This is a genomic window from Salibacterium lacus, assembly GCF_042684865.1.
Lineage (GTDB): Bacteria > Bacillota > Bacilli > Bacillales > Marinococcaceae > Salibacterium > Salibacterium lacus.
Genome location: NZ_JBHUML010000003.1, coordinates 284,373 through 295,829, shown reverse-complemented (window position 1 = coordinate 295,829; position 11,457 = coordinate 284,373). Strand labels below are relative to the sequence as shown.

Annotated in this window: 15 protein-coding genes; 13 read left to right on the top strand and 2 right to left on the bottom strand. The window is 48.9% G+C overall.

The window, feature by feature from the left end:
- Window positions 1-200 precede the first annotated feature (200 nt).
- Window positions 201-368 carry a hypothetical protein gene (locus ACFSUB_RS11935; RefSeq protein ID WP_380713482.1) on the top strand — a complete coding sequence of 56 codons (168 nt, stop codon included), beginning with the start codon at window positions 201-203 and terminating at the stop codon, window positions 366-368.
- A 52-nt stretch (window positions 369-420) separates the two neighbouring features.
- Window positions 421-1,002, top strand: coding sequence for an LOG family protein (locus tag ACFSUB_RS11930; RefSeq protein WP_380713481.1), 582 nt, complete (start codon window positions 421-423; stop codon window positions 1,000-1,002).
- A gap of 1 nt (window position 1,003) precedes the next feature.
- Here ACFSUB_RS11930 and ACFSUB_RS11925 read toward each other — a convergent pair whose 3' ends face one another.
- Window positions 1,004-1,489, bottom strand: a complete 486-nt coding sequence (locus ACFSUB_RS11925) for a hypothetical protein (RefSeq protein WP_380713480.1) — start codon at window positions 1,487-1,489, stop codon at window positions 1,004-1,006.
- The gene (locus tag ACFSUB_RS11920; RefSeq protein WP_380713479.1) at window positions 1,477-1,887 is read right to left on the bottom strand and encodes a type IV pilus modification PilV family protein; all 411 of its coding nucleotides are present in this window, start codon (window positions 1,885-1,887) and stop codon (window positions 1,477-1,479) included. Before ACFSUB_RS11920 ends, ACFSUB_RS11925 begins: the two co-directional genes overlap by 13 nt.
- Window positions 1,888-1,965: 78 nt before the next feature.
- On the opposite strand from ACFSUB_RS11920, the gene ACFSUB_RS11915 reads away from it, so the two are divergent.
- From ACFSUB_RS11915 to ACFSUB_RS11865, 11 genes are all read left to right on the top strand, one after another.
- Window positions 1,966-3,285: a hypothetical protein gene (locus tag ACFSUB_RS11915; protein WP_380713478.1), complete on the top strand. Its 1,320-nt coding sequence runs from the start codon at window positions 1,966-1,968 to the stop codon at window positions 3,283-3,285.
- Complete coding sequence (locus ACFSUB_RS11910) at window positions 3,282-3,482, top strand: hypothetical protein (protein ID WP_380713477.1); 201 nt, start codon at window positions 3,282-3,284, stop codon at window positions 3,480-3,482. The genes ACFSUB_RS11915 and ACFSUB_RS11910 overlap by 4 nt, the downstream gene beginning before the upstream one ends.
- A gap of 19 nt (window positions 3,483-3,501) precedes the next feature.
- Window positions 3,502-3,693, top strand: a complete 192-nt coding sequence (locus ACFSUB_RS11905; RefSeq protein WP_380713476.1) for a hypothetical protein — start codon at window positions 3,502-3,504, stop codon at window positions 3,691-3,693.
- Between the two features lie 25 nt (window positions 3,694-3,718).
- Entirely contained in the window at window positions 3,719-4,552 is an 834-nt protein-coding gene (locus ACFSUB_RS11900; protein ID WP_380713475.1) for an SDR family NAD(P)-dependent oxidoreductase, read from the top strand.
- Window positions 4,553-4,721: 169 nt separating this feature from the next.
- Entirely contained in the window at window positions 4,722-6,056 is a 1,335-nt protein-coding gene (locus ACFSUB_RS11895; RefSeq protein ID WP_380713473.1) for a S1C family serine protease, read from the top strand.
- 78 nt (window positions 6,057-6,134) lie between these two features.
- Window positions 6,135-7,022 carry an aldo/keto reductase gene (locus ACFSUB_RS11890; protein WP_380713472.1) on the top strand — a complete coding sequence of 296 codons (888 nt, stop codon included), beginning with the start codon at window positions 6,135-6,137 and terminating at the stop codon, window positions 7,020-7,022.
- 424 nt (window positions 7,023-7,446) lie between these two features.
- A complete protein-coding gene (gene rfbA, locus ACFSUB_RS11885; RefSeq protein ID WP_380713471.1) occupies window positions 7,447-8,373 on the top strand; it encodes a glucose-1-phosphate thymidylyltransferase RfbA in 927 nt (308 codons plus the stop codon).
- Complete coding sequence (rfbB, locus tag ACFSUB_RS11880) at window positions 8,373-9,407, top strand: dTDP-glucose 4,6-dehydratase (RefSeq protein WP_380713470.1); 1,035 nt, start codon at window positions 8,373-8,375, stop codon at window positions 9,405-9,407. The genes rfbA and rfbB overlap by 1 nt, the downstream gene beginning before the upstream one ends.
- A complete protein-coding gene (locus ACFSUB_RS11875) occupies window positions 9,394-10,380 on the top strand; it encodes a glycosyltransferase family 2 protein (protein ID WP_380713469.1) in 987 nt (328 codons plus the stop codon). Before rfbB ends, ACFSUB_RS11875 begins: the two co-directional genes overlap by 14 nt.
- A gap of 12 nt (window positions 10,381-10,392) precedes the next feature.
- Window positions 10,393-11,064, top strand: a complete 672-nt coding sequence (locus ACFSUB_RS11870; RefSeq protein WP_380713468.1) for a GNAT family N-acetyltransferase — start codon at window positions 10,393-10,395, stop codon at window positions 11,062-11,064.
- A gap of 21 nt (window positions 11,065-11,085) precedes the next feature.
- Window positions 11,086-11,451 carry an EamA family transporter gene (locus ACFSUB_RS11865; protein ID WP_380713467.1) on the top strand — a complete coding sequence of 122 codons (366 nt, stop codon included), beginning with the start codon at window positions 11,086-11,088 and terminating at the stop codon, window positions 11,449-11,451.
- Window positions 11,452-11,457 lie beyond the last annotated feature (6 nt).

The window sequence follows — 11,457 nt, the reverse complement described above, 5'->3', positions numbered from 1 at the left end:
GCCGCCCTTGTGCTCTGGAGTAAAAGCAAAGCATTTTGGCGTAGCGGCTTGTCTCAGCAACGAAAAATACCGAACGATTTTTTGAAATCGTTCGGTATTTTTCTATCTTATAGAAGTTTTGTCTCAGACTCTTTTTTTATGAAGGGGGTGTCAGCGATGGGACAGGAGCGGAAAGGATCTGTCTGCAGAACAGTCCCAATATGCCAGCGAGGTTCTTGCAGCTGTCGTACATCCGTCTGTGGACACTGCGGGTGCTGCCCGGTGATTTAGTGTCCACAGAACCGCTGCGGCACAGAACAACTGCAGCCCGGTTCCAGATGACAGAGCTTTTTCAACAGGAAGGAGTGGTGATGGAACATATCTTTTGATACAGTTAAATAGAATAAAATGATGGACAAGCAGAAAAAGGAGTGTTCAGATATGGAACGGATTGCTGTATTCTGCGGCTCCAGAAAAGGGGTCTCCCCGGTATATGAAGAAGGCGCCGCCGCACTGGGACAGGAGCTTGCAAGGCGCGGGATTGAGCTCGTCTACGGCGGGGCGTCGGTTGGTCTGATGGGAGTGACGGCGGATGCGGCCCTTGCGGAGGGGGGCCGGGTGACCGGTGTTATCCCAACTATGCTGGATGAGAAAGAAATCGCCCACCAAGGCTTGAATGATTTGATTGTCGTAGACTCCATGCATGAAAGAAAAGCCAAAATGGCAGAACTGGCGGATGGTTTCATTGCGCTCCCGGGAGGACCGGGTACGCTTGAAGAGTTCGTGGAAATCTTCACCTGGGGACAGCTCGGCCTTCACCAGAAACCGCTCGGATTATTAAATATTGACCAATATTATGATCCGCTGGCCGCGTTTTTTAATCACATGACCAATCAGCAGTTTCTGGATGAAAAATACCGATCGATGGCCATCGTGGAACCCGATGCCTCCCGTATGATAGATCAGTTCAATGCATGGCGGGCGCCCGATGTGAAGCAGTATATTGAAGAGGGTGAAACCTGATTCATCCCTCCGCCAGCGAGACATTTACTGTCACCGTGTCCTGCAGTCTTTCTACTTCGTCCGTTCCACCGTTCAGTGACGGCGTCACTTCATAAGAAACAGTGATGTCTCCGCCCTCCCGGGAAGGATCGTTGTGAGATAGGATGAACTGCTGTTGTCCCTCTTTGAGTACTATCGTTTCCTCAGATGCAGACAGCCTGTTTTGAAGAAGACGGAAAAACCGGTCTTCCGGGTTTTCTGTTTCTCCTTCTCTTGTTTGCTCTTCCACTATTGCTTCTGCTTCCTCCACGGCCAGCTCCACCTTTTTTTCGATACGAATCGTTCCCATATCCATCAGTTTCCCGCGCTGGATATTTTCTTCACTTTCGTTGTACTGCGACGAACTGTTCATTATACTGGACATGATAGGTGGTACCATTATTCCAATGATCGTGACGGTAAGAAGGACGAGGATCATCGTGTACCCTGATTCATTCAGTTTTGGCATGATGGTGCATCCTCCAGACTGCCGTATTTATCTGTATCTACATAACTGTACAGCTCGGAAACAGGCTCAGCAGAGGAGATATTCTGCTCAAGAAACACTTCGACGTGTACTCTGCCAAGCTCGGCCGTGTCTGCTTGACACAGATGGACTTCCGGGTAATACGTTTTGTTATTCACATGGATCACATCGGGCTGATTCTGTTCGTTTTTAACCTCATACAACACTTCTTCCGCGGCGTTAACGGCAGTCAACTTATCTTCGGTGCGGGCGGAAAACATGGTATACTGCGAAAAAAAGCTTAAGAAAGTAATGATGACAATACTTAAAATAGTCAAGGAAGCCAGCAGTTCCACCAGGGTGAATCCCTGCTGACGGCAACGAGCGGCGGTTTTTTTCATCGTGTCACCTTTTCATTTATTATTTCAAGGACGGCGGGGATAAACGTGTTTCATACCTATTATCGGCAGACATCCGGGATGACGTTAATTGAAGTGCTGCTCACGCTTCTTTTATCATCTGTAGTGATTGGCCTGGTGACAACGGTTCTTGTGAGCAGTATCAATTTCAATGAACGCACCCAGTCCCATGTGAATCTGCGCCAGGAAGCAAACATTATTGTTACAGAACTCCGGCAGAGGCACCAGGGAGAAGCGTATTCCCTCTGTACGGAGGATATGTTTTCGGATGGGCGCTTTCGTACTGAAGAGCTTTCTATACATAATGATAACACGTCCATATCCGGTGTACCGGAATGTGCAGGTATGAATCCGGAAGAACCGCTCGATGTGCAGTTCACCCTCGCCGACAATAACAACCAGACCTTCACAATCGATACCGTAATCGAAGCCGCACAGGCCGACGAAGGAGCCGTCGTCACCCTCGATCCTCCGGAGCAGGGAGGCGGGGATTTTAACGGAATGCTGAACGAACTGTTCATTTTCGGATCTTCGTTCACCTTTCGAGGTAATAATGTTTATGGAGATGGCAGCTCCGTTTTTATCCGCGACCCGCTTGAAACAAGTGACTTGAATGGAGGCGCCTTTACCGGTGTTTCTAATATCTATATCGATGATTCTGTCAAACTCGACGGTGGAAGTGCCGGTCTTGGCTCTGCAAGTGAGCCCGGTCAGATTCATGTGAACGGTGACCTTGAACTTTGGGGAGGATCAAGAAATATTTACGGAGATGTTTATGTAAATGGTGACTTCCGGCTGAAAGACGCCCGTATTCATGGCAATGTGTATGTGAACGGTGATGTGGAGCTGGGTTATAAACCTTCCTTTAACGAAAATTCTTCGGTTTTTTATACTGGTGACCTGGAGGCGCCGAAGCACTATCCGAATGAAATATTAGACCGAATGAAAAAACTGACATCAGTACCGGAGGTGGATATACCGGATGCAGCAGTTCCCGAACCGCAGCGTGATCAGTGGTACGCCAACCATGGGTATAATCAGAATGTGCAGCCTGAAAACATGAAACTGTATGGCGGGGATATCAGGATAGAAAGCTATTATGACGACAATCTTGGTCGTTACGTCGATACCTACTCCAATGCTGTTATTGTAAGTAAAGGGGATATTACGATAAGCAGCGGTGGTCTCTCGTTCAGTGGATTTTTATATGCGCCAAACGGGGAGGTCACATTTAATGGAGGTTCTTTCGAGGGAACGGTCATTACCCGGGACGGGTTCCATGTAACAAGCGGCGGCACCAATGTGACGTTCCGTTCCATCGAGAATTATATCGACGACCCGGCGGATTATCCGTTCCAAAACGGCGGTATAGTAGAATGAAGAAGCTTTTGTTCCTTCTGCCTGCTGTCTATGCCTTGATTTTCTGGGTTATCATGCCGCTTCTAAACTTGTTTACGCCGGAAGACTCCGCTTCCCCGTCGCAGCCGGGTTCTGACTATATGCTTTTTGTCGTATTCATTGGAATCGCTCTGGGGGTTTTCGTTTATATCCTAAAGATGGTAAAAAGAAGAAAATAGTGCATAGGGGAGGTTTATCGTGAAATATATGCTCTACGGTACCTTTTTTGCCGTCATCCTTTTTGTGATTACGATGTCGTTCCGGGCGGAAACGGTTGGCCCTGCTTTTCCAGCAGTATTGCTCTGGATTACCGTAATCATTGCTCCGTGGGTGTTTCTCTATTGGTTTATCCGTTTCGTCAAGCAGTATATTAAGAATTCCGAGCAGTAAGCAGGGTCACAGAAAGGAGACAACGATGGGGTCCTATGCGGTGGTAACAGGAAGCAATGGAGGCTTTGGCCGTGTATTCGTACGGACATTGCTCGAGCAGGGATATGACGTCATTGCCGGGGTCAGGGATACGGCAAAGGGGGAGTTTCTGGTTCAGGAGGCAGAACAGATCGAAAAACAGGAACACCTTCATGTATGGCAGCTGGATGTGACGCAGCCCGGTGACATCGAACGGCTTCAGACGTTTCTTGAAAAAAGTTCCCGGCCTGTGGACGTGCTGATCAACAATGCCGGGTACTGCCAGGGCGGAGTGGTGGAAGGATTGTCGGAAGAGCAGTGGCAGCGGCAGTTTGACGTAAACGTATTCGGCGTTATCCGGCTGACGAAAGCACTCCTGCCGCTCTTCCGGAAACAGCGCGCGGGACAGATCATTAACATAAGCAGTGTCAGCGGCCGCATCGGTCTGCCGGGCATGGGTGCTTATGCAGCAGGCAAGTTTGCGCTCGAAGGCTTCAGCGAGTCGTTGCGGTATGAAATGCAGCCGTTTCAAGTTTACGTTTCTCTGGTTGAACCGGGAAGCTACAGAACCGGTATCTGGGAGAAAGCGCTGAGCGGCAGAGCAAAAGCAGATAAAGCATATGAAACACTCACGGCCAATCTTGAAAACGAAGCATCCGAGGCCGCTTCCGGCAGTTCAGATCCCGAAGCAGCGGCATCCGTTCTGCAGAAGATCCTGAAAGCGAATAAACCCAGGCTTCGTTATCCAATGGGAAACTCCGCTTTTTTGTATCACTACGTGAAACCTCTTATTCCTTCCCGCTTGCTGGAATGGATTATCATTCGACGGGTCCTGCGTTGAATCGGTTTGAAACGATAATTATCGTGGAATAAAAATACCGAGCGGAAAAGCGACAAAAATTTTCTCTCATAAACATATGGCTGACACATAAGTCCTATATAGTATGAAATAGAAAATCATCATAACTGATACTTTTCACATACTATTACCTAACTGGGAGGGAATAACCATGGATCGCTATGAAAATCGGAATCATTCTGATCCTGAAAATCAGGCACAGGAACATCATGACCAGACAAGTCAGGAGCCGAACCATCAGGAACTGCAGACAGAAGATAGACATCAACCAGCAGCAGATGAAAACAGGCGTTATAAAAAAGACCGCAGAAAAGCTGGTCTCACCGGTTTTATCGGTGCCGTCATCGGGGCGCTCATTGTAGCCGCTGTGATACCTTTTATCTATGGAGATAACACGTCGTCGAGCAATGCGGCCGGCGGCAGCAACGGTTCACAAGAAGAAATATCAAATTCTTCCGCACCGGAAACAACGGATATGTCCGTCCAGAGTGTAGACGTCTCCAGCGGAGTGACCGACGCGGTAGGGGAAGTATCTGACGCAGTCGTCGGTATTTTCCGGAATCAGCAGGGCGGTCTGCTGCAGGAAGGAAGTTCAGAGACGCAGGGAGCCGGTTCGGGTGTGATTTACAAAACCGAAGGCGATTCGGCTTTTGTTGTAACCAATAATCATGTTATTGAAGGTGCTAATCAGATTGAAGTAGGGCTGACCGATGAGAACAGGGTGGAAGCCGAGGTCGTCGGGTCCGATTCCTTAACTGATCTTGCGGTACTTCGCATCAGTTCGGAAAATGTGGACACGGTTGCGGAATTTGGCGATTCCAGCACCCTTTCTGTAGGCGAACCTGCGATTGCGATTGGTAACCCGCTTGGAAACCTCAATGGAACAGTGACAAAAGGAATTATCAGTTCGGTCGACCGCAGCATACCTGTGGATACGAACGGAGACGGCCAGTCCGACTGGACTTCTGATGTGCTGCAGACCGATGCCGCCATCAATCCAGGGAACAGCGGCGGCGCTTTGATTAACATTGAAGGTCAGGTTATAGGTATCAACTCCATGAAAATTGCACAGACCCAGGTGGAAGGCATAGGTTTTGCCATCCCTTCCAATACAGTTGTTCCGATTCTTGAGGACCTGGAAGAGAACGGGAAAGTGGAACGCCCTCAACTTGGTGTAACCATTGGTTCTCTGTCCCAGATTCCAAGTTATCACTGGCAGGAGACGTTGAACCTGCCGGAGGATGTACAGGAAGGTGTCTTCGTGAACAGCGTACAGCAGGGTTCTGCTGCCGAACAGGCAGGATTGCAGCAGTATGACGTGATTACGTCGATTAATGGAAACAAGATAACCAATGGCCAGGATCTTCGGAGCTTCCTTTACAATCAAGCTTCTATTGATCAAACCATAGAAGTAACATTCTACCGGGACGGCAGCCAGCAGACGACGGATTTAACACTTGGTCAAAGCGGAACACAAATGGGATAAATGAAAAAACAGGGCTGTCTTAAACCAAAAGGCAGTCCTGTTTTCCTTTCCTTTTAAAGCTTAGAAAGGCGGATGAATATGAGAAACGATGCAGCGGATATACGACAGGCAGTGCAGACACGGACACTGACTCTCCCGGATGAAACACAGCTCCCTGTGGTCGGGCAGGGAACATGGCATATGGGAGAAAAGCCGGGTCAGAAAAAAGATGAAGTCCGTGCTCTGCAGACCGGGCTCGATCTTGGTATGACAGTCATTGATACGGCTGAAATGTACGGAAACGGCGGCGCGGAGTATATTGCAGGAGAAGCAGTTCAAGGACGCCGGGATGAAGCGTTCCTTGTCTCCAAAGCACTGCCGGGCAACGCAGGGGGTTCCAGTTTGGTACAGGCTTGTGAAGAGAGCTTGAAGCGGATGGGAACGGAATATATGGATCTTTATCTTCTGCACTGGCGCGGAGGCTTTTCCCTGGAGGAAACCGTGGAAGGCATGGAGAAGTTGAAACGTGATGGAAAAATACGGCGCTGGGGTGTATCCAATCTCGACACTGATGACATGGAAGAACTGTGGGAAACAGACAACGCCACGTATTGTCAGACGAATCAGGTGCTGTATCATCTCGGCTCAAGAGGGATTGAATACGATCTTCTGCCATGGATGCGGGACAAACGCTTCCCGGTAATGGCATACTGTCCGCTGGCGCAGGGAGGTTTACTGCGCCGGAGAATGCTTGAGCATCCCGATCTTCAGGAGATAGCAGCTGGACGCGACGCGTCTGCGACGCAGATTATGCTTGCCTGGGTGATACAGGCCGGCGATATTCTCGCCATTCCAAAAGCCATGCAGTCCCAGCATCTGTATGACAACGCCGAAGCCGCATCCATCCGTCTGACGGACGAAGAATGCGGGACATTGGAGCAGGCCTTTCCAGCTCCTGACCGTAAACAGCCGCTCGACATAGTCTAATGTTGTTTCAGAAGGCCGGGTGATGCAGAGAGGGTGTCCCCGGCCCTTCTGTACAGATGAAAATCAAGATAACACGTAGTACATATACCACCTGTTTTTCAAAAGAGGGTCCGCTGTTCCGGGGACTCTCTTTTTCATGCCTTCCTTCATCGTGTGGATGAATTTAAAAAAATGTAAAAAAAGATGGGACGACGCACAGCTGACACATTAATTTCCCATGCTTAAAGAAGAAAAATAAACGGATCGGTACGCTGGATCCCGTGTCATAACAACCTTCTCCTCATTTTTATGATGAAAGAGCGCTTCCCTGCGAAGACTGAACGTAAGGGAGAATGCCGACAGGCGCGTATGTTTCCCAAGATGAAAGAAAGGTAATAGAAGGTTAACAACCTATATGAATCTGTATCAAGGAGGGTCACACCCCATGAAAGGAATTATTCTGGCAGGTGGAAGCGGATCAAGACTTTATCCAATGACAAAAAGTATGTCCAAGCAGCTGCTGCCGGTGTATGATAAACCGATGATTTACTACCCGTTATCGGTACTGATGCTTTCGGGCATCCGGGAGATTCTTATCATTTCCACACCCCAAGACACACCCCGCTATAAAGAACTGCTTGGGGACGGCAGCCAGTTCGGTATTTCGCTGTCTTACGAGGTACAGACGTCGCCGGATGGTCTCGCGCAGGCGTTTACCATCGGGGAATCGTTTGTCGGTAACGACCGCGTTGCCTTGATGCTCGGGGATAACATCTTTTACGGACAGGGATTCACCCCGCTGCTGCAAAAGGCAGCAGGCCGCACGGAAGGTGCGACAGTGTTCGGGTACCGGGTGAGTGAGCCGGAACGATTCGGCGTCGTTGAGTTCGATGAAAACCAGCGGGTGAAGTCCCTGGAAGAAAAGCCGAAGCAGCCGAAATCTGAATTTGCTGTAACCGGTCTTTACTTTTATGACAATGATGTACTTGATCTTGCCAAAGAGGCGCGCCCTTCCGACCGGGGAGAGCTTGAGATCACGGATATCAATAAGGCATATCTTGACGCAGGAAAGCTGAATGTGGAACTTCTCGGCCGCGGCTTTGCCTGGCTGGATACAGGGACGCCGGAATCGCTGTTTGATGCATCCCAATTCATTCAAACGGTTGAAAAAAGACAGGGCTTCAAAGTAGCATGTCTGGAGGAAATTGCGTTCTACATGAATTACCTGGACCGCGATTCTTTATTGAAGAGAATTTATGATATGAAAAACAGTGAATATAAAAAATACCTGCTGCGCACGGTCGAAAGAACACCGGTATCTTCGGGCATGACAGAGCAGGAAGATCCCCATAGAACGGAATTGATGAAATAATGACACACGAACAAACGATTATGGTTACCGGGGGAGCCGGGTTTATCGGACAGCATTTTGTGTCTTCTCTTGCCCGCAGAAACCCCGGTATTACGATTCTAAACGTGGATAATCTGACGTATGCCGCTGATCCCGAAAGTGTCGAGCAGTTGAACCGGCTCCCGAACCATCGCTTTGTGGAAGGCGATATCACGGACCGGAAGATGCTGGAGAAGCTGTTTGAACAACACGATGTACGGGGAGTCATCCATTTTGCGGCGGAGTCCCATGTTGACCGTTCCATTGAAGATCCCGATGCTTTCATCCGGACCAATGTGCATGGCACGTTCACTTTGATTGATACGGCCAAAAATTATTGGATGCAGGGCCCGAACCAGTGTTATCCCGGCTATGAAGATGCCCGCTTTCATCACATTTCCACCGATGAAGTATACGGAACACTTGGAGCAGAGGGAATGTTCTCTGAAACATCTCCGTATGCGCCGAGCAGTCCTTACAGTGCAAGCAAGGCGGGGTCGGATATGATTGTGCAGAGTTATTACCGTACGTACGGCCTGAATACCATCATCACCAACTGTTCGAACAATTTCGGGCCGAACCAGCATGACGAAAAACTGATTCCGACCATTATCCGCAAGGCAATGAGCCTGGAAACGGTGCCGATTTACGGCGACGGGCAGAATATCCGGGACTGGCTCTATGTCACCGATCACTGCCGCGGAGTGGAGCTTGCGTATTGGAACGGAGGCGCGGGTGAAAGCTATAATATCGGCGGAGATAATGAGCGAACCAATCTCTACATTGCCGAAAAAATATGCGCCATGCTTGATGAGCGCAAAGCTGAAAAGCTTGAAGGACAGGGACTGGAAAGCTACACGGAATTGATCACGTATGTAGAGGACCGGCCCGGCCATGACCGCAGGTACGCCGTAGATGCGGAGAAAATAAAGAAAGAACTGGGCTGGAAGCCGGAGGAAGATTTTGAATCCGGACTATTAAAAACGGTGGAGTGGTATATCGATGAATACGAATAATCCTCATCTTTCCGTTGTGACACCGGTGTACGGCTGCGGAGACTGCATCATGCAGCTGTATAACCGGCTGACTGAAACACTCGATGCCATCACGTGGCAGTATGAGATTATTATGGTGGAAGACTGCAGTCCGGATCAGTCATGGAGTGTCATTCAGCAGCTCGCATCCAGAGACAAACGGGTGAAAGGCATTAAGTTTGCCAAGAATTTCGGGCAGCACACCGCGATCACTGCAGGCCTGGATGAAGCCCTCGGAGACTGGGTGGTTGTGATGGACTGCGACCTTCAGGACCAGCCGGAAGAAATCCGAAAACTGTATGATAAAGCTGTTGAAGGATATGATGTCGTCTTCGCCCGTAGACATGAACGGGAGGATACGAAGTTGAAAAAATGGGAATCCAAGCTGTTTTATAAAGTATATGATTACTTTACGGAGAACACATCCGACCCGGCGATTGCCAATTACAGCATCTCCTCCCGGAAAGTGATTGAAAATTACCGGCATCTCCGCGAACAGAATCGGAACTTTCCACTCTTTATCCAGTGGATGGGATTTGAGACAGCGACTGTTGATGTGGAACACCAGCAGCGGATTTCCGGGACATCGTCCTACAATTTATCCAAACTGATGAATCTTGCCATTGACGGCATCGTGTCGCAGTCCAACAAACCGCTGCGGCTGTCGATCAAGTTCGGGTTTTTACTTTCCACTGGCGCACTTCTTTACGGTTTATATTTGATGTACCAATATTTCTTTATGTTTGAACCGGTGCCCGGCTGGACCAGTATTATGGTCTCAATTTATTTTGTAGGAGGCCTGCTGTTTGCGAACCTTGGTGTTCTCGGGCTTTACATGGGGAAAGTGTTCAATGAGGTCAAAAACCGACCCCTGTATATCGTTCAGGAATCGGTTGGATTTAATGAGAAAAATGTAGAAAAAACGGTGCCGATACCGGCATCCAGACAGAAATAGGAGGACGCGGCTGTGACAAATAATATACTGAGGGAAACGCCCTGGGACAAACGGGCACTGGGCATGGAAACGTATGAACTGCTGGAACACTCGGAAGAAGCTCTTCAAAAAAGCGAGGCATTGAAGGGTCATTTCACCATTAAGGTGGATCCGCTGGATTCCAAGCACCTGCTGCATGCCCACGGCTTTTATTACACGGATACACTGCTTATCCCTACGTGCACCAAAAAGCAGTTCACCACGTATCAAGACGATAAATTAACATTAATGAAAGAGGTTCCCCGTGAAGATATTATTGCTGTCTCACGGGGTGCTTATGAACACGGGAGGTTCCACCGCGATTTCATGCTGGATCGAAGCGGTGCCGACCAGCGCTACGATAACTGGCTCGGTCAGTTATATGATGAAGGCGGCGTGTGGGGCCTCGCCTATGACGGTGAACTGGCCGGGTTTTTCGCGTATTCCGGCAATCAGGTCCTGCTTCAGGCCTTTTGGCCGAAATATCAGGGCCGTGGGCTGTCGAAGTACTTTTGGAGCAAAGCCGTCCAGAATTTATTCGATGAGGGATATGAAGAAGTGAAAACCTCCATCTCAGCGGCCAACCTGGCGATGGTAAACCTGACTGCATCGCTTGGTTTTAAATTTAAAGACGCGGTTGATGTCTATCATAAATTGAACGAATAACGGTGGAAAGGATTTTAAGGCATGGGGTATTTGTATATTTTCGGCACCGTTATATTTACAGTATACGGCCAGCTCATGCTGAAGTGGCGTATCGGTAAATACGGCAGTCTCCCGGATGAGGTATGGGACAAAATTATATTTTTACTCAAACTGTTGTTGGACCCGCTTGTGCTGTCGGGTTTTCTTTCTGCCTTTTTGGCAGCGATGTGCTGGATGGCGGCAATGACCAAGTTTGATATCAGCTATGCGTATCCGTTCATGAGCCTGTCGTTTATGCTTGTGTTCATTCTGTCGATTTTTTTGTTCAACGAGCCGGTTACGTCATTCAAAGTGATCGGAATGCTGCTTGTCGTATCCGGTATTGTCGTAATGAGCCAATCCGCGTAACAGAAA